At 65.1% G+C, this 18,635-nt stretch carries 15 protein-coding genes; 11 read left to right on the top strand and 4 right to left on the bottom strand.

Features of this window, described 5'->3' with window-relative positions; genetic code table 11:
- Positions 1-228 precede the first annotated feature (228 nt).
- Positions 229-477 (top strand): hypothetical protein, encoded by a 249-nt coding sequence (locus tag ACZ5MJ_RS10060; protein WP_464223695.1) that lies wholly within the window; start codon positions 229-231, stop codon positions 475-477.
- Positions 478-509: 32 nt separating this feature from the next.
- On the opposite strand, the gene ACZ5MJ_RS10055 is transcribed toward ACZ5MJ_RS10060, so the two are convergent.
- Positions 510-689 carry a hypothetical protein gene (locus tag ACZ5MJ_RS10055; protein WP_464219070.1) on the bottom strand — a complete coding sequence of 60 codons (180 nt, stop codon included), beginning with the start codon at positions 687-689 and terminating at the stop codon, positions 510-512.
- A 51-nt stretch (positions 690-740) separates the two neighbouring features.
- Complete coding sequence (locus tag ACZ5MJ_RS10050; protein WP_464219068.1) at positions 741-989, bottom strand: hypothetical protein; 249 nt, start codon at positions 987-989, stop codon at positions 741-743.
- Between the two features lie 332 nt (positions 990-1,321).
- Here ACZ5MJ_RS10050 and ACZ5MJ_RS10045 point away from each other — a divergent pair, with 332 nt between their 5' ends.
- Both ACZ5MJ_RS10045 and ACZ5MJ_RS10040 read left to right on the top strand, forming a co-directional pair.
- Positions 1,322-1,627, top strand: coding sequence for a DUF485 domain-containing protein (locus ACZ5MJ_RS10045; protein ID WP_115214918.1), 306 nt, complete (start codon positions 1,322-1,324; stop codon positions 1,625-1,627).
- Positions 1,624-3,285 (top strand): cation acetate symporter, encoded by a 1,662-nt coding sequence (locus ACZ5MJ_RS10040; protein WP_464219066.1) that lies wholly within the window; start codon positions 1,624-1,626, stop codon positions 3,283-3,285. The genes ACZ5MJ_RS10045 and ACZ5MJ_RS10040 overlap by 4 nt, the downstream gene beginning before the upstream one ends.
- A 76-nt stretch (positions 3,286-3,361) precedes the next feature.
- Here the strand turns inward: ACZ5MJ_RS10040 and ACZ5MJ_RS10035 are convergent, their stop codons facing one another.
- Together ACZ5MJ_RS10035 and argH are read right to left on the bottom strand one after the other, a co-directional pair.
- The gene (locus tag ACZ5MJ_RS10035; RefSeq protein ID WP_464219064.1) at positions 3,362-4,330 is read right to left on the bottom strand and encodes a Bug family tripartite tricarboxylate transporter substrate binding protein; all 969 of its coding nucleotides are present in this window, start codon (positions 4,328-4,330) and stop codon (positions 3,362-3,364) included.
- Between the two features lie 31 nt (positions 4,331-4,361).
- Entirely contained in the window at positions 4,362-5,861 is a 1,500-nt protein-coding gene (gene argH / locus ACZ5MJ_RS10030) for an argininosuccinate lyase (protein WP_464219063.1), read from the bottom strand.
- 129 nt (positions 5,862-5,990) lie between these two features.
- On the opposite strand from argH, the gene ACZ5MJ_RS10025 reads away from it, so the two are divergent.
- The 8 genes from ACZ5MJ_RS10025 to adeC all read left to right on the top strand — a co-directional run bounded on the left by ACZ5MJ_RS10025 (position 5,991) and on the right by adeC (position 18,597).
- Positions 5,991-6,869, top strand: a complete 879-nt coding sequence (locus tag ACZ5MJ_RS10025; protein WP_464219062.1) for a LysR substrate-binding domain-containing protein — start codon at positions 5,991-5,993, stop codon at positions 6,867-6,869.
- A gap of 202 nt (positions 6,870-7,071) precedes the next feature.
- Positions 7,072-7,551 carry a VOC family protein gene (locus ACZ5MJ_RS10020; RefSeq protein ID WP_464219061.1) on the top strand — a complete coding sequence of 160 codons (480 nt, stop codon included), beginning with the start codon at positions 7,072-7,074 and terminating at the stop codon, positions 7,549-7,551.
- A 213-nt stretch (positions 7,552-7,764) separates the two neighbouring features.
- Positions 7,765-9,003, top strand: coding sequence for a CaiB/BaiF CoA transferase family protein (locus ACZ5MJ_RS10015; protein ID WP_464219060.1), 1,239 nt, complete (start codon positions 7,765-7,767; stop codon positions 9,001-9,003).
- 130 nt (positions 9,004-9,133) lie between these two features.
- On the top strand, positions 9,134-10,111 hold the full coding sequence (locus tag ACZ5MJ_RS10010) for a Bug family tripartite tricarboxylate transporter substrate binding protein (RefSeq protein WP_464223694.1): 978 nt from the start codon (positions 9,134-9,136) through the stop codon (positions 10,109-10,111).
- 91 nt (positions 10,112-10,202) lie between these two features.
- Positions 10,203-12,569: a DNA polymerase II gene (locus ACZ5MJ_RS10005; RefSeq protein ID WP_464219059.1), complete on the top strand. Its 2,367-nt coding sequence runs from the start codon at positions 10,203-10,205 to the stop codon at positions 12,567-12,569.
- 227 nt (positions 12,570-12,796) lie between these two features.
- A complete protein-coding gene (locus ACZ5MJ_RS10000; RefSeq protein WP_464219057.1) occupies positions 12,797-13,957 on the top strand; it encodes an efflux RND transporter periplasmic adaptor subunit in 1,161 nt (386 codons plus the stop codon).
- Between the two features lie 27 nt (positions 13,958-13,984).
- Positions 13,985-17,137: an efflux RND transporter permease subunit gene (locus ACZ5MJ_RS09995; RefSeq protein ID WP_464219056.1), complete on the top strand. Its 3,153-nt coding sequence runs from the start codon at positions 13,985-13,987 to the stop codon at positions 17,135-17,137.
- Positions 17,134-18,597, top strand: a complete 1,464-nt coding sequence (gene adeC, locus ACZ5MJ_RS09990) for an AdeC/AdeK/OprM family multidrug efflux complex outer membrane factor (protein WP_464219055.1) — start codon at positions 17,134-17,136, stop codon at positions 18,595-18,597. Before ACZ5MJ_RS09995 ends, adeC begins: the two co-directional genes overlap by 4 nt.
- Positions 18,598-18,635: the final 38 nt, after the last annotated feature.

Below are 18,635 nucleotides of genomic sequence, written 5' to 3'. Positions count from 1 at the left end.
TCACTGTGTGCCCAGAATGCAATATGTGTGCCATACCTCACGCAAGTCGCGGAATGGCTGGGACGCAGGGAACAAAGGGCCCAGCGCACCAGGCTGGTGCCTGATTTGCACAACGATGCGTGCGTTGGGAGTAGTTCTGCAAGGGCGGCGAGGCGACAGTCCAGGCTGCTTCGCTAGAATAGGCGCATCGATCGTGTTGACACACGAGTGCCTGGATTTACGGAAATGATGAAGACGAAAATTTGGATCATGGCGTTCGGGCTTGCCGCCGTCAGTTCGTTGACGCATGCGAGCCTGGCCACGGATGCCCGGGCCTTCAAAGAGGGCGTCAAGACTGCAGGAAAGAAGACCGGGCATGCCGTGCGCGATGGCGCGCACGCGGTGGGCCGTGGTGCGAAGGAGGCCGGCCACGCCGTGGCCGACGCAACCAGGCACGGCTATCACGCGACGAAACGGGCGGTGAAAGGGCACGAATAGAGGTTGCAACCCGCGAACGATCCCGGGCAGGTTCATGCATGCAAGCGTGCCAGCGCCGCCGGGCAGCGCGAGTCCCGGCAGGCGCTGTGCCTGAATGCGCCGAGCGGCCCCGTTCCAGCACTGTCTTCAAACGTGCTGGTCTCACTGATGAGGAACGCTGCGGCAAGCGCGGCGGCGATTACGCCGAAGGCATAGACAAGCCTGGTGTTCATGGCACCCCTTCTTTTGCGGGCGAAAGCTTTCGCGACACAGACTCTTGTTGGTCAGAGTGGCACTACCTTGGGCAACTCAGGCGAAAAGAGCGGGCCGTAGAAGACAGGCGGCCGGTAGCCCCCCGAAAACCCGGGAAGCTCGCGTAGCAGGCGTGCCAGTCCCGGCGGGAGGCCAGGTTCCGGATTCCGGATGGTCAGCGGCTCGTCATCCATATAGCCCTTGCCGCCAGCCAGGGCGGCCCTGGCGGCCAGGTCCAGCTCGCGCACCTGTGGCAGGTTGTTGATGGTCAGCGTAGACATGTGCATCTCCTTGCGTCGTGATGGCAGGACGAACGGCGGATGGCGCGTTCGTCCTTCACTACGCACTGGCCGTGCCAAGGGATAACGGCATACGGAGTGCGCGGCAAAGCGCAGGATCGGCGCAAACAGACGGGAGCCGGCCAACACCCGGAGAGAAACGTTGGCCCCGGTCGAACGGGCGGCGTATCCGTCCTTCACGTACACCGTCTACGCGTTTACCCCGGAGCGAATCCATCCACCGTGTAAGTCGTGGGTAAGGGGCGCCGTTTACCTTGTCAGCGTGGCACCGGCTGCATCCGGCAACGCCAGGACATGAATGGCAGGAGACAAAGATGAATGAAGATCTGGTCGCAAGACTGAAGGCAAATCCCCGGTATCACGAGCTTGTCCGCAAGCGCTCAAGGCTTGGATGGTCGCTGACCGCGATCATGCTCGTCATCTACTACGGTTATGTGCTGCTGATTGCCTTCGACAAGGAGCTGCTTGCCACGAAGATGGGAAGCGGCGTCATGACGTGGGGCATGCCGATCGGCCTGTTCGTGATCGTCTTTACCATTGCCATCACCGGTTTCTATGTACGCCATGCCAACGACTCGTACGACAAGCTGACCGAGCAGATCAAGCGGGAGGTGGCATGAAAGCGAATCATACAATCGCCGCCTGCGCGGCGCTGCTTCTGTCGGGGGCCGCGCTCGCGGCCGGCGGAGACCTTGGGCAGGCCGTGCGGCAGCCGACCAACTGGACCGCAATCGGGATGTTCGTCGTGTTTGTCATTGGCACGCTGTTCATTACCAAGTGGGCGGCATCGAAGACAAAGTCGGCAGCGGCGTTCTACACGGGGGGAGGTGGCATCACCGGCTTCCAGAACGGCCTGGCAATTGCCGGCGACTACATGTCGGCGGCGTCATTCCTCGGCATTTCGGCGGCAGTCTTCACCAATGGTTATGACGGGCTGATCTATTCCATCGGCTTCCTCGTCGGCTGGCCGATCGTCACCTTCCTGATGGCGGAGCGGCTGCGCAATCTTGGCCGGTTCACGTTCGCCGACGTTGCGGCATACCGCTTCAAACAGGGGCCGATGCGCGCGTTTGCAGCGTCGGGAACGCTGGTGGTGGTTGCCTTTTACCTGATTGCGCAGATGGTGGGCGCCGGGCAGCTGATCAAGCTGCTGTTCGGGCTGGAGTACTGGATCGCGGTGGTCATCGTCGGTACGCTCATGATGGTGTACGTACTGTTCGGGGGCATGACCGCAACCACGTGGGTACAGATCATCAAGGCTTGCCTGCTGCTGGGCGGAGCGTCGTTCATGGCCTTCATGGTGCTGGCCCAGTTCCACTTCAGCCCTGAGGCCCTGTTTGCAAAGGCCGTCGAGGTGCATGCCAAGAAGGACTCCATCATGAGTCCCGGCAACTTCATCAAGGACCCGATCTCGGCCATCTCGTTTGGCATCGCCCTGATGTTCGGCACGGCTGGCCTGCCGCACATCCTGATGCGTTTCTTCACCGTGCCCAACGCCAAGGAGGCGCGCAAGTCGGTGTTCTGGGCGACCACCTGGATCGGCTACTTCTACATCCTGACCTTTATCATCGGTTTCGGCGCGATCGTGCTGGTGGGAACGAACCCCAGCTTCCAGGATGGGGGCGGCAAGCTGCTTGGCGGCGTCAATATGGCGGCGGTACATCTTGCCAGCGCGGTCGGCGGCAACGTATTTCTCGGCTTTATCTCGGCGGTGGCGTTTGCAACCATCCTGGCCGTCGTTGCCGGACTGACGCTTGCCGGCGCATCAGCCGTGTCGCACGATCTCTATGCCACGGTGTTCAAGCATGGCAATGCCAGCAGCCGCGACGAACTGCGCGTATCGCGGATCACGACCGTCATCCTCGGCCTGGTCGCGGTGGTGCTTGGCATCGTCTTCGAGAAGCAGAACATTGCGTTCATGGTGTCGCTTGCCTTCGCGGTTGCGGCGTCGGCCAACTTCCCGGTGCTGTTCATGTCGGTGCTATGGAAGGGGTGCACCACGCGCGGCGCGACCATAGGCGGGTTCCTGGGACTGTTGTCGGCCGTGGTTCTCACCATCCTGTCGCAGGCGGTCTGGGTCGACGTGTTCCACTTCAAGAGCGCGCCGTTCCCCTATACGTCCCCGGCATTGTTTTCGATGACGATCGGCTTCCTCGGCATCTGGCTGGTCTCGATCACCGACAAGTCGGCCAGGGCACGCATGGACAAGGCTGGCTTTGAAGCCCAGGAGCTGCGCTCCGAAACAGGGATCGGGGCAGTGGAGGCAGCGAGCCATTGATGGCGGCCACGGAGGATCCGTGGGATCCTCCGTGTTGAAGCCTGGCTCCGGGGCCGGCCTGGCATGTCCCGCAGCCTCAGTCCAGTGCAATATTGGCCTTCCTGATCACCTCGCCCCAGCGCTGGGTCTCGAAGCGGACCAGCCTGGCATAGTCGGCGCTTGTGCCGGGCAGCGGAATCGCACCCTGGGTAGCGAGGCTCTCGGCAGTCGACTTCTCTTTCGCGATCTTGCTGATCTCGAGCGAGAGCCTGTCGACGACAGCCTTGGGCGTTCCCGCGGGCGCCAGCACGCCGGACCAGGAGTCGACCACGAAGTCCGGGACGCCTGCCTCCGCCATGGTCGGCACGTCCGGCAGCGAAGCGGCCCGTCGCGCGCTCGCGACCGCGAGGGCGCGCATCTTCCCGCTCTGGATGTGCGGCAGAACATTCGGCAGGTTCACGAACATCAGGTCGATCTGCCCCGACAGGAGGTCGACCGTTGCCGGGCCCGCGCCCTTGAACGGCACGTGTTCGAACTCGGTGCCGGTCTTGTGCTGAAACAACTCGCCGATCATCTGATTGACGCTGCCGTTGCCGGCGGAGCCCATGAACAGCTTCTTGCCGCCCGATCTGGAGTAGGCAACGAAATCCTTGACGGTCTTCGCCGGTATCTTGTTTGAGACGACAAGCACATTCGGCACAGCCGCGAAGAGCGCCACCTGGGTAAAGTCCTTGTTCGCGTCGTAGGGCAGCTTTTTATAAATGAAGGGATGGATGGACTGGTGGCTGGAAGACGCGAGCAGAAGCGTATAGCCATCGGCCGGCGACTTGGCGACCACGTCCGCTCCCAGCGTGCCGCCTGCGCCGGGCTTGTTCTCCACAATGACCGGCTGGCCCAGTTTCTCGGACAGATGCTGCGCCAGCACACGGCCAATGAGGTTCACGGTTCCACCCGCCGCGAACGGGACGATGAGGCGGATCGGCTTGTCCGGGTACGCGGCGCAGGCGCCAGTGGGAACGCAGGCAGCGGTTGCGGCCGCAATCAGGAACTTGGCGATGAGCTTCATGGTTCTGTGGGGATAGCGATGGGTAGGGGGATCAGGCGGCTGCCAATGCGGCGATGTCACGTTTCATCCGTTCACGCGCCGCATCGAGCCGATCTCGCGTGGACCGCACGGAAGCCAGCAGGGCATCGATGTGATCGCGTTGCCGCTGGATGGCGAGGGTGACCTCCGCCGGCGCCGGACCGCCATTGCCGCGCGCGTTGACGCTCTGGACAGGATCCAGATACTGCCGCAGCTTGTCCTCGGGCCATTCGATCGCGCGACCGATCACGTCCACCGCGGCGCGGTCCAGCATGGCGCTGGTCAGCGCGCCGGCGGACAGGCCGGAATCCAGTGCCATGCGCACCAGTCCGCCCACCACATGGTGAGCGTCCCGGAACGACAGTCCTGCCTCGGCGACCAGCCCGTCGGCCAGGTCCGTCGCCACGGAAAAATCGAGGCTGACACGCTGCAGCATGCTTGGGCGCTTCGGCTCGACACTGCCGAGGATCAGTTCGAACAGGGACAGGCAGCGCGCGGTTTCCTCGCAGCATTCCCAGAAGCCGCGGATGCTCTCCCGGCTGCTGTCGCCGGTGTGCGTGAAGTGCGTTCCCTTGACGGTAGCGAGGGAAGTCGTCAACAGGCCAACGATATGGGCGCTCTTGCCGCGCAAGTACTCCAGCGCCGCGGGATTCTTCTTCTGCGGCATGATGCTCGAGGTACTTGCCACGCGGTCAGGGAAGGAAAGCAGGCCGAACTCGGACGTGGACCACACGTAGAAGTCCTGTGCGACCCGGCCCCACGTCAGCGCGACGATGGCCATGGCGGACATCGCCTCCCAGGCGAAGTCGCGAGACGCCACTGCATCCAGCGTGTTATGCACCAGCGAACCGAAGCCAAGCCCATCCGCCGTGACTTGCCTGTCGATCGGGAAGCGCGTGCCGGCCAGCGCGCCTGCACCAAGCGGCATGGCGTCGATGCGCGGCAAGGCCGCATGAAGCCGGTCCATGTCCCGGCCCAGCGCCTCGGATACGGCGCTCAGGTAGAAGCCGAAGGTGATTGGCTGCGCAGGCTGCAGGTGCGTGTATCCCGGCATGACGGCGTCGGCGAATTCGCCCGCGCGCTGCAGCGCCACCTTGCGTAGCCTGCCCAGCGCCTCGATGGTGTCCAGGACAATGCTGCGAGCGCGCATCCGGTCAATGGTTGCCGCTATGTCGTTCCTGCTGCGCGCCATATGCAGCCGCCCGCCGATATCCCGGCTGGTCACCGTCATCAGCCTGGCTTCATAGTTGAAGTAGGGGTCTTCCTTTGCAGGATCGAGGGTCACCGCGCCGGGGCCTTCGGTTTCCATCTGCTGCAGGCCGCTGGCCAGCTTGCTGGCGATCTCCGGCGAGACGAGGCCGGACTGGTGCAGCATCAGCAGATGCGCCTGGTTCACTTCGGTGAGGTAGGCGAATTGCCGGGCGAAGTCGCGCGCTAGGCGCGGACCGTAAATGTGCTCGCAGATTTCCTGTGCAAGCGGCTCCTTGAGCCGGCGGCTGACTTTCGATTCCATGATTTCCGATACGTTCTGTGGTGGATTCAGTATCGAAGGCCGACCGCATACCGGTCAAATGACAGTTTCGGGTTGTCGCATGCATTTTTGATATGGGCATGGGGAAAGCGGGGCTGTACCATGGCGGGCATGAACTTCAAGCAGATCGAGACCTTCCGGGCCGTCATGCTGACCGGCTCCATGACTGTCGCGGGGCAGCAGTTGCACACGTCCCAACCCAACGTGAGCCGCATCATCGGCAAGCTCGAAGCGGAGCTTGGCTTCGAGCTGTTCGACCGGCTGCCCGGAAGGGTAGTGGCGACCAAGGGTGCCGAGGCGCTGTTCAAGGAAGTGGAGCGCGCATTCGTCGGGCTGGACAGCCTGAGCGAATCGGCGCGGGCCATCCGCGACGTCGGCGTCGGCACGCTGCGCGTGGCGGCTGCGGCGTCGATATCGCTGAGCGTGCTTCCCCTGGCGGTGCGGATGTTCTGCGAAAAATACCCCCTGGTCCGCATCGTCCTCGACACCAGCGAGTCCCACGTGATCGCCAACTGGGTCGCCACCCAGCACTGCGACATCGGTTTCGTTTCCAACATTGCCGATAAGCCGGGGGTGGTGGCGTCTGTCATCCATACCGAAAGCGCGGTTTGTGTCGTGCCGGCACGGCACCCGCTGGCGAGGAAGAAGCGGCTGGTTCCGCAGGATCTGGCCGGCGAGCGCTTCATTTCCCTGCCCGGCGGCAGCTTGTCAAGGCGCGCCATCGACGCGGCGTTCAGCGACGGGGCGCGGATCATGGCGCTCGAAACTCCCTTTGCCGCAACGATCTGCAGAATGGTCAGCGAAGGCCTGGGGGTCAGCCTGGTGAACCCCATCGTCAGCCGGACGATGACGTTCCCCGGCGTCGTGGCCATCCCGTTCAAGCCGGATATCCCGTTCAGGAGCTACATGCTGCGCGCGAAGCTGGCGCCACGCGACACGCACGTCAACCACTTTGTCTCCTGCATGCGAGCCGCCTTCAGGTCCATGTGACAGGGGCCGCGGGCGGTTTCGCAGCCCGGTTTGGGAGACTCTGGATCGCCGGCTTCATCGCCCCGGCCGCCAGAGTGTGAGACATTGGAGGCCCGACAACGGCATCAGTCTCACCCGACCGGTCAGGCTCGCGCGAGGTGAACGACTGGCGTTGTTGTGACGGTGGCGGATTCCCGGTGCTCAACTCTCCAGGAGACACGAAATGCATAGCAAGAACACCATCTGTTTGTGGTACGACCGCGATGCCCTTGACGCCGCAAACTTCTATGCCGAAACATTTCCGGACAGCGCTGTCAGCGCTGTCCATCGCGCACCAGGCGACTATCCCGACGGCAAGCAGGGCGACGTCCTGACGGTCGAGTTCACCGTCGTCGGCATTCCCTGCCTTGGCCTGAACGGCGGCCCGCATTTCAAGCACAGCGAGGCCTTCTCGTTTCAGATCGCGACCGACGACCAGGCCGAAACCGACCGCTTGTGGCATGCGATCGTCGGCAATGGCGGCCAGGAAAGCGCCTGCGGCTGGTGCAAGGACCGGTGGGGATTGTCATGGCAGATCACCCCGCGCACCCTTACCGCGGCGATCAGCGACCCGGACCGCGCGGCGGCCAAGCGCGCATTCGACGCGATGATGACAATGCGAAAGATCGACATCGCAGCGATTGAGGCGGCACGGCTGGGCTGAAACCCATCCCGAAGTTGATGGAGCGTGGCCTGCACATTGGCATGGGTGCACTGCGCCTCTTTGTCAAATATTACTGAACATTTTGTCAATATTGCCTGGGATTGTATAGCGCATTTTTCCAAGCAAGAATGCTGAGTTGACCGCGATGGGACCAGCCCACGCCCGGTTTTTCAGAGACGGCTTGTTCCCCGAAACAGCCCATGGAGACAAACAATGCAGACGCCCGACCCATCCCAAGATATCGACTTCCCGCTTGAGGGCGTGCGCGTACTCGACCTGTCGCGTGTGTTTGCCGGGCCGCTGTGCGGCCAGGTCCTGGCCGATTTCGGCGCTGAGGTGGTCAAGGTGGAACACCCCGGCCGCGGCGACGATACGCGCGACTGGGGCATGCGTATCGGCAAGACCGAGACGACGTACTACAACAGCATGAACCGCAACAAGCGGTCCATCACGCTGGATCTGCAGAGCAAGGAAGGCTTGCAGATCGTCCACGACCTGCTGCCGCAGTTCGATGTGGTCATCCACAATTTCAAGACCGGCGGGGCGGAGAAGCTGGGCCTTGGCTACGAACAGCTCAAGGCCATCAAGCCTGACCTGATCTACTGCGCGGTTTCCGGCTACAACAGCAGCGGCCCCGAGGCCAAGCGTCCCGGCTACGACCTGGTGATCCAGGGAGAGGCCGGGCTGATGGCGCTCAACGGCGAAGCCGACACGCCCCCACTGAAGTTCGGCGTGGCGGTGGTGGACCTGATGACCGGCATGTATGCCGCGCAGGCGGTGCTGGCGGCCTTGTTCCGCCGCGAGCGCAAGGGCAAGGGCCAGTTGATCGAGATGGCGCTGTACGACTGCGGGCTGATGGTGACCGGCTATTACGGCCTGGATGCGATGCTGCTCGGGCGCGACCCGGCGCGCTATGGCAATGCCCATCCGTCCATCGTGCCCTATGGCATGTTCGAGGCCGCCGATGGCCCGCTGATCATCGCCGTGGGCAACAACAGCCAGTTCGACAAGTTCTGCCGCCAGGTCATCGAGCGCGCGGACATCGTCGAAGACCCGCGCTATGCCACCAATGTGGAGCGCGCCAAAAACCGCGAGACGCTGACCCCGCTGATCACGGGCCTGATCCGTGGCTTTGCGCGCGACCTGCTGCTGGAGCGCATGACGGCCTGCGGCATTCCCTGCGGCAAGGTGGCCGGACTGCACGAGGCCCTGACCAGCGAGCGGACCCGCGCGGGCGGCCTGCTGCGCGAGATGCCGCATCCCGTGGCAGGCACCACGCACGTGTTCGCGCCGCCTTACCGCCTGGATGGCCAGCGCCTGCCGATCCGCAACGCGCCGCCGACGCTGGGCGAGGGCACGCGGGCGGTACTGCAGGGCCTGCTGCAAATGAGCGATGACCAGCTGCGGGCACTGCAGGCCAGCGGCGTGCTGACGCTGCCCGAGGCACCGTAGCCAGCCTGCGCCTTCGCGCCGCGCGGACGCACCTGGACGTACGCGCAATTCTGCCCGGCAAGAGGGGATGCGTTCCCTTGCACTGAATCAACCTGGAACAACAATCGTGCGCATTCGAAATTTCACCCGTATCGTCCACTCCCGGCGTCGTGCCATCCTGGCCCTGGCCGCGGCGCCGCTGCTGGCCGGCAGCGCTTTCGCGCAAGCCTGGCCGAGCAAGCCGATCAAGCTCGTCGTGCCGTTCCCACCGGGCGGGCCCACGGATACGGCATCGCGCATCGTCGGCCAGAGGCTGGGCGAGCGCCTCAAGCAGCCGGTGGTGGTCGAGAACCGCGCCGGTGCGTCGGGTTCCATTGCTGCCGCCCAGGTGGCCAAGAGCGCGCCTGACGGCTACACGCTGATGATGCTGGCCACGCCCACGCTGCTGGCGCCGCACCTGTACAAGAAGGCGGGATACGACACGACCAGGGACTTCACGCCCGTCGCCACCGTTTACGACCTGCCGATCGTGGTGGTGGTCAACCCGACGCTGCTGCCCAACGTGACCGACCTGCCCAAGCTGATCGCACAGGCCAAGGCCCAGCCGGGCAAGCTCAACTACACCAGCTCCGGCGCGGGCAGCTTCGGCCACCTGAGCATGGAACTGCTCAAGCAGATGGGCGGCTTCGAGATGCAGCACGTGCCCTACAAGGGCGGCGTGCCCGCCATCAGCGATACCCTCGGTGGCCAGGTCCCGATCATGTACGCCGACCTCGTCGCCGCGCTGCCGCATATCCAGGCAGGCAAGCTGCGCGCCATCGCGGTCGGCTCGCCGCAGCGCGTCAGCATGCTGCCCGACGTCAAGACCATTGCCGAGCAAGGCTTCAAGGGCTACGACGCAGTGTCCTGGGGCGGCCTGCTGGCGCCCCCGGGCACGCCCAAGGAAGTGGTGGACCGCATCTCGGGCGAGGTCGGCAAGATCCTGGCCGACAAGGAGGTCCAGGACAAGCTGCTGAAGGCCGGCGCCATTGCCAACTTCCAGCCGCCGGCGCAGATGGCCCAGCGCATGCAGCAGGACTATGCCAAGTGGGGCAAGGTGATCCGCGACAAGGGTATCGCGGTCGAGTAAGCACCAGCAGTCCGGGCACGCTGCAACGGCGCGCCCGGTTACCCCCGGCTCCGCTAAAATCGGCGAGAAGCGGTTCTCCAAGGTTTATAGCGTGGCACTCCAGCAGGGTTTTATCCTGACCCGACATTGGCGCGATACCCCGGCCGGCACCGAGGTCGAGGTCTGGCTGGCGACCGAGGACGGGCCGCGCCGGCTGCGCCTGTCCTGTCAGCCGTCCGTGGCGTTTATCCCCGAGGCACAGCGTGAACGCGCCGAGGCGCTGCTGTGCCGCGAGCGCGATGTCGAACTGCGCCCGCTCAGGCTCCAGGATTTCCAGCGCAGGCCCGTACTGGGCTTGTACTGCCAGCAGCATCGGCAACTGATCCAGCTCAGCCGCTCCTTGCGCGATGCCGGCGTGGATGTCTACGAGGCCGATATCCGCCCGCCCGAGCGCTACCTGATGGAGCGCTTCATCACCGCCCCGGTCTGGTTCGACGGCGAGCCGGATGCGGGCGGCGTGCTGCGCAATGCCCAGATGAAGCCGTCGGTGGACTACCGTCCCTCGCTGCGGCTGGTCTCGCTTGATATCGAAACCAACGCCTTTGGCGACCTCTATTCGATTGCGCTCGAGGGCTGCGGCCGGCGCCAGGTCTACATGCTGGGCCCGGCGCCGCAGATGCCCGCCGACGTCGATTTTTTGCTCGAATACTGCGCAACACGGCACGAGTTGCTGGAGAAGCTGAACCTGTGGCTGGCCGAGCACGACCCCGACGCCATCATCGGCTGGAACCTGGTCCAGTTCGACCTGCGCGTGTTGCACGAACATGCGCGCAAGTTCCAGATTCCGCTGCGCCTCGGCCGGGGAGGCGCCGAAATGGAATGGCGCGAGCACAACGCCCAGCAGCACTATTTCGCCAGCGCGGCGGGCCGGCTCGTCATCGACGGCATCGAGGCGCTGCGTTCGGCCACGTGGAGCTTCCCGTCGTTCAGCCTCGAATCGGTGGCGCAGACGCTGCTTGGGGAAGGCAAGGCCATCGACGACCCATACGACCGCATGGACGCCATCGACCGCATGTTCGAACAGGACAAGCCGGCGCTGGCCCGCTACAACCTGCGCGATTGCGAACTGGTGACGCGGATCTTCGAGCAGACGGAGCTGTTGCCCTTCCTGCTGGAGCGCGCCACGGTCACGGGCCTGCCCGCCGACCGGAGCGGCGGCTCGGTCGCCGCCTTCACGCATCTCTACATGCCGCTGATGCACCGGCAGGGCTATGTCGCGCCCAACCTCGGCGAGAAGGCGCCCGAGGCCAGCCCTGGCGGCTTCGTCATGGACTCGCGGCCGGGGCTCTATGAATCGGTGCTCGTGCTCGACTACAAGAGCCTCTATCCGTCAATTATCCGTACCTTCCTGATCGACCCGGTCGGCCTGGTCGAGGGCCTGGCGCATCCGGACGATGCCGATTCGGTACCCGGCTTCCGCGGTGCGCGGTTTTCCAGGACCAAGCACTGCCTGCCCGCGATCGTCGCCAGGGTCTGGCAAGGGCGCGAGGCCGCCAAGCGAGACCGGAACAAGCCGCTGTCCCAGGCGCTCAAGATCATCATGAACGCGTTCTACGGCGTGCTCGGGTCCAGCGGCTGCCGCTTCTTCGATGCGCGGCTGGCGTCGTCGATCACCATGCGCGGGCACGAGATCATGCGGCAGACCCGGGCACTGATCGAGGCCCGCGGCTACGAGGTGATCTATGGCGACACGGATTCCACCTTCGTCTGGCTGCGCCGCGCCCGTACCGAGGCCGATGCCAACCAGATCGGCCGCAGCCTCGTCGCCTACGTCAACGACTGGTGGCGCGACCACCTCTGGCAGGCCCATGGCCTGGAAAGCGCGCTCGAACTCCAGTTTGAAACGCACTTCCGGCGCTTCCTGATGCCGACCATCCGCGGCACGGACCTTGGCAGCAAGAAGCGCTATGCCGGGCAGGTGGAACGGCCCGACGGGAAGGTCGAAATGGTGTTCAAGGGGCTTGAGACGGTGCGTACGGACTGGTCGCCGCTCGCCCAGCGGTTCCAGCAGACTCTCTACGAAAGGATTTTCAACCGCGAGCCGTACGCGGACTATGTGCGGGACATCGTGCGCCGCACCCTGGCCGGCGAGCTCGACGAGCAACTGGTCTATCGCAAGCGGCTGCGGCGCAAGCTCGACGACTACCAGCGCAACGTGCCGCCGCACGTGCGGGCTGCCCGTATCGCCGATGCCTATAACGAGCGCCACGGGCGGCCGCGCCAGTACCAGCAGGGCGGCTGGATCAGCTACGTGATGACCATGGCGGGGCCGGAGCCGCTCGAGGCGCGGTCGGCGCCGATCGACTATAACCACTACGTGACAAAGCAGCTCCAGCCGATTGCGGATGCGATCCTGCCGTTCCTGGAGGATGGCTTCGAGACGCTGCTGACCGGGCAGATGGCGCTGTTTCCGCAATAGCCCGGGCGCTGGGGGTGCCGTGATCGCGATGTAAGTTTCTGAAATATGCGCGGCCGATTATCGGCCGATCGGTTTCTTTATGTCGGGATAGACTCTCTCGGTTACGTCTGCAACTGGCGCAATGCGGGAATGGCGCTTGCGTCACCTCGGCCTGCTCCGCTCTGACGCAGGTCAAGCGGTTGCCGGCGAGACTATGAATCGGCTTGATTCCTACGCAGGACATCGCAATGCAACGATCACGCGGCAGTAGCGCCTGGGTTCCGGTCACGCTGGCCATCGCCATGTCAACGCTCGCCGGATGCGGTAACAAGAAAGAGGCCGCCGCGCCACCGCCGCCGCAAGTGAGCGTGGTCACGCTCAAGGCCGAGCCACTGACGCTGGATACCGAGCTGCCGGGCCGCACCACGGCGTACCGCATTGCCGAAGTCAGGCCGCAGGTGGACGGCATCATCCTGCGCCGCCTGTTCAAGGAGGGCAGCGACGTCACGCAGGGCCAGCAGCTCTACCAGATCGATCCGTCCACCTACGAGGCCGCCTACAAGAGTGCCAGGGCGACACTGGAATCCACCCGCCTGCTGGCGGAGCGCTACGGTCGCCTGGTCGGCGACGAGGCGGTCAGCAAGCAGCAGTATGACGAGGCCAGGGCCGCCTGGCTGCAGGCGCAGGCCGCGGTGGACCGCGCCGATATCAACCTGCGCTATACCAAGGTGCTATCGCCGATCTCGGGGCGCATCGGGCGCTCGAATGTGACAGAAGGCGCACTGGTGACCAACGGCCAGGCTACCGCGCTGTCCGTGGTGCAGCAGCTCGACCCGATCTACGTCGACGTGACCCAGCCCTCATCGTCCCTGCTGCGGCTGCGGCGCGAGCTGGCCAATGGTGCGCTGCAAAATGCCGGTCCCAACGCGGCCCAGGCCAGCCTGGTGCTGGAAGACGGTACCCGCTATCCCGAAACCGGCCGCCTGGAGTTCTCGGAAGTGGCGGTGGACCAGGGCACCGGCTCGGTGACGCTGCGCGCGGTGTTTCCCAACCCGCGCCATGAGCTGCTGCCGGGCATGTTCGTCCACGCCCGCCTGCGTGAGGGCGTCAAGACCGATGCGCTGCTCGTGCCGCAGCAGGGGGTGACGCGCGACCTCAAGGGCCAGGCTACGGCGCTGGTTGTCAATGCGAAGGACGAAGTGGAACTGCGCCAGATCAGCACCGACCGCGCCGTTGGCGACAAGTGGCTGGTTGCCGGCGGCCTCGGTGCCGGCGACCGTGTCATCGTGGAGGGCCTGCAGTTCGTGCGGCCCGGGGTGAAAGTGCGCATAGCCCAGGCCGGGAGCGGCGCCGGCGCGCCGGCGGCCGCAGCTTCCGCCCCATCCGCCACGACCGCGGCCAAGCACTGAGCGCAGCGCCGGGACAAGGGAGCAGCCATGTCCAATTTCTTCATCGACCGGCCCATCTTCGCGTGGGTGATCGCCCTGGTCATCATGCTGGCCGGCGTGCTGTCGATCCGCACGCTGCCCATCAGCCAGTATCCGGCCATCGCGCCGCCCACCATCGCGATCTCGGTCAACTACCCCGGCGCCTCCGCCGAGACGGTGCAGGACACCGTGGTGCAGGTGATCGAGCAGCAGCTCAACGGCCTGGACCGTTTGCGCTACATCTCCTCGGAAAGCAACGCCGACGGCAGCATGACGATCACGGTGACCTTCGAGCAGGGCACCAATCCGGATATTGCCCAGGTGCAGGTGCAGAACAAGCTGGCGCTGGCGCAGCCCCTGTTGCCGCAGGAAGTGCAGCAGCAAGGCATCCGCGTGACCAAGTCGGTGCGCAACTTCCTGGTCATCGTGGGCATGATTTCCACTGACCCCAAGGTGACGCGGGAAGACCTGTCGAACTACATTGTCTCGAATATCCAGGATCCGCTGTCGCGCACCTACGGCGTGGGCGACTTCCAGGTGTTCGGCTCGCAATATGCCATGCGGGTATGGATCGACCCGGCCCGGCTCAACAGCTACCAGCTCACGCCGCTGGACGTGAGCAATGCCATCCGGGCGCAGAACGTCCAGGTGGCCTCCGGCCAGCTTGGCGGCCTGCCGGCGGTACAGGGCCAGCAGCTCAATGCCAGCGTGATCGGCAAGACCCGGCTGCAGACCAGCGAGCAGTTCGGCAACATCCTGCTCAAGGTCAACCCCGACGGCTCCCAGGTGCGCCTGAAGGACGTGGCCGACGTGGGTCTGGGCGGGCAGGACTACAACATCAACGCGCAATACAACGGCCAGGCGGCCTCGGGCATTGCCGTGCGGCTGGCCGCGGGGGCCAACGCGCTGGAAACCGTGCGCGCCATCCGCAAGACGCTGGACCGGCTGGAGCCGTTCTTCCCGCCGGGGATGAAAGTGGTCTACCCGTATGACACCTCGCCGGTGATCTCGGGTTCCATCAAGGAGGTCGTGAAGACGCTGATGGAAGCCATCGCGCTGGTGTTCCTGGTGATGTACCTGTTCCTGCAGAACGTGCGCGCCACGCTGATCCCCACCATCGCCGTGCCGGTGGTGCTGCTGGGCACCTTCGGCGTGCTGGCGGCATTCGGCTACACCATCAACACGCTGACCATGTTCGGCATGGTGCTGGCCATCGGGCTGCTGGTGGATGACGCCATTGTCGTGGTGGAGAACGTCGAACGCGTGATGGCCGAGGATGGACTGGGCCCCAAAGAGGCCGCGCGGCGCTCGATGGGCCAGATCCAGGGCGCGCTGGTGGGCATTGCCATGGTGCTCTCGGCGGTGTTCCTGCCGATGGCGTTCTTCGGCGGCTCGACCGGCGTGATCTACCGGCAGTTCTCCATCACCATTGTCTCGTCCATGGCGCTGTCCGTGCTGGTCGCGCTTATCCTCACGCCGGCCCTGTGCGCCACCATGCTCCAGCCCATCGAAAAGGGCGATCATGGCGAGAACAAGGGCGGCTTCTTCGGCTGGTTCAACCGCAGGTTCAACGCGACCGTCCAGGGCTACGAGCGCAGCGTGTCAGGCATCCTGAAGCGGCGCATGCCCTTCCTGCTGATCTACGTGGCCATCCTGGTGGGGATGGGCTTCCTGTTCACGCGCATCCCCACGTCATTCCTGCCGGAAGAAGACCAGGGCGTGCTGTACGCCCAGGTGCAGACGCCGGCCGGCGCCACCGCCGAGCGCACGCAGAAGGTACTCGACCAGATGCGCGATTACCTGCTGAAGGAAGAGGGCGGCGTGGTGGAATCGCTGTTCACCGTCAATGGCTTCAACTTCGCCGGCCGCGGCCAGAACTCGGGCCTGGCCTTTATCCTGCTCAAGCCATGGGAGGAACGCAGCGGGGACAGCACCAGCGTGTTCGACCTGGCCGCGCGCGCGCAGCGCAAGTTCCGCAGCTTCCGCGATTCGCTGTCGTTTGCGTTCGCCCCGCCCGCGGTGCAGGAACTGGGCAATGCCACCGGCTTTGACCTCTACCTGCAGGACCAGGCCGGCATTGGCCACGTGGCGCTGATGAACGCGCGTGACAAGTTCCTGTCGCTGGCGGCGAAAAGCCCGGTGCTGCAGCGCGTGCGCCCCAATGGCCTGAACGACCAGCCGCAGTACCAGATGGTGATCGACGACGAAAAAGCGCGTGCGCTCAGCGTATCGCTGGCAGACATCAACAGCACGGTATCGATCGCCTGGGGCTCCAGCTACGTCAACGACTTTATCGACCGCGGCCGGGTCAAGCGCGTCTACGTGCAGGGTCGCCCGGATTCCCGGATGAATCCGGGTGATGTCGACAAGTGGTTCGTGCGCAACGACAAGGGCGGCATGGTGCAGTTCTCAGCCTTTGCCGACGGCAAATGGGGGTTTGGCTCGCCCAAGCTGCAGCGCTACAACGGCGTGGCCGCGGTGGAACTGCTGGGGGAGCCCGCGCCCGGGCGCAGTTCCGGCGAGGCCATGGCGGCGATCGAGGAGATCATGAAGCAGATGCCGCCGGGCGTAGGCTATGCGTGGACCGGCCTGTCGTATGAAGAACGGCTGTCGGGCTCGCAGGCGCCGTCGCTCTATGCGCTCTCGCTGCTGGTGGTGTTCCTGTGCCTGGCGGCGCTTTACGAGAGCTGGTCGATCCCGTTCTCGGTAATGCTGGTGGTGCCGCTCGGCGTGATCGGCGCATTGCTCGCCACGCTCGGGCGTGGCTTGTCCAACGATGTGTTCTTCCAGGTGGGCCTGCTCACCACCATCGGCCTGTCCGCCAAGAACGCCATCCTGATCGTGGAATTCGCCAAGAGCCAGTACGAGCAGGGCAGGAGCCTGGTCGAGGCCGCCGTCGAGGCGTGCCGCATGCGCCTGCGCCCCATCGTGATGACCTCGATGGCGTTCATGCTCGGCGTGTTTCCGCTGGCGGTGTCGAGCGGCGCCGGCGCCGGCAGCCAGCACGCCATCGGCACCGGCGTGATCGGCGGCATGATCACTGCCACGGTACTGGCGATCTTCTGGGTGCCGCTGTTCTTTGTCGTCGTCAACTCGCTGTTCGGGCGCAAGCGCAGGACGGAGCCACATGATGCTTCCCTGGAAGAGGGGGCGCTCGAATGAAGAAGACCTTGCTCTGCGCCGCCGCCGTGGCCATGCTGGCCGGCTGCAGCCTGATTCCCAAATACGAGCGGCCGGCCGCGCCGGTGGCCGCAGCCTACCCGCAGGGCCCGGCCTACCTGCCTGCCGATGCCGCCGCCGAAGCTGGCCAGGTGTCCGCGGTCGGGCTGGGCTGGCGCGATTTCTTTGCCGATGCGCGGCTGCGCCGTCTCATCGAACTGGCGCTGCAGAACAACCGTGACCTGCGCGTGGCTGCCCTCAATGTGGAGGCGTTCGGGGCCCAGTACCGCATCCAGCGCGCCGACCTGTTTCCCGCTGTCAGCGCGGCTGCACAGGAATCGCGCCAGCGCATTCCCCCCGACCTCTCCACCACCGGGCGGCGGTTGATCAGCAGCCAGTACGGCGTGTCGTTGGGTACGACTGCGTGGGAGATCGACCTGTTCGGTCGCCTGCGCAGTCTCAGCGAAGCCGCGCTCGAACAGTATTTCGCCAGCGACGAGGCGCGCCGCAGCACCCAGATCTCGCTGGTGGCAAGCGTGGCCAGCGCCTACCTGACCCAGCGCGCTGATGAAGCGCTGCTGCAGGTCACCCGGGAAACGCTGGCCAATTACGAGCGCAGCTATGGCCTGACCCGGCGCAGCTACGAGGAAGGAATCGCCTCCCGGCTCGATCTGCGCCAGGCGCAGACCGCCCTGGAAACCGCACGCTCAAGCCTTGCGCGTTACACCCGGCTGGTGGCACAGGATGAGAATGCCCTGGTGCTGCTGCTCGGCACATCCCTGCCCGCGGACCTGCCCGCAGGCCTGCCGCTGGAGCAGAAGCTGTTTGCCGAGGTGCCGGCCGGGCTGCCTTCCGAGCTGCTGCAGAACCGCCCGGACGTGCTCGCCGCCGAGCACCGGCTGCGTTCGGCCAATGCCGACATCGGCGCCGCACGCGCGGCGTTCTTCCCCAGCATCAGCCTGACCGCATCGGCGGGCACCGCCAGCAGCCAGCTTTCCGGCCTGTTCGGGGCTGGCTCCGGCACGTGGCTGTTCCAGCCGCGGATCAATCTGCCTCTGTTTACCGCTGGCAGCCTGCGGGCCAGCCTGGACTTCGCCACTATCCAGAAGGACGTCAACGTCGCGCAGTACGAGCGTACGGTGCAGACCGCCTTCCGCGAGGTGGCCGATGGGCTGGCCGCGCGGGGCACTTACACCGGCCAGCTCCAGGCCCAGGTCAGTCTCGTCGAAGCCGCCCAGGACGCCTATGGCCTGGCCGACCGGCGCTACCGCACGGGTGTCGACAGTTACCTTGCCGTGCTGGACTCGCAGCGCTCGCTCTACAACGCGCAGCAACTGCTGATCCAGGCACGGCTCGAGCAGCTGACCAGCGAAGTCAACCTGTACAAGGCGCTGGGCGGCGGCTGGCACGACCAGACCGGCAAGGCCACCGATACGTCCACGGCAGGCGCAGGACCAAGCTGACGCGCAGGCCGGGCGGCCAGCGCAGACTGCGCTACGTG

This window comes from Cupriavidus sp. LA-1 (genome assembly GCF_055385985.1).
The sequence above is the reverse complement of the archived record's forward strand: the minus strand, read 5'-3'. Positions and strand labels throughout refer to the sequence as shown.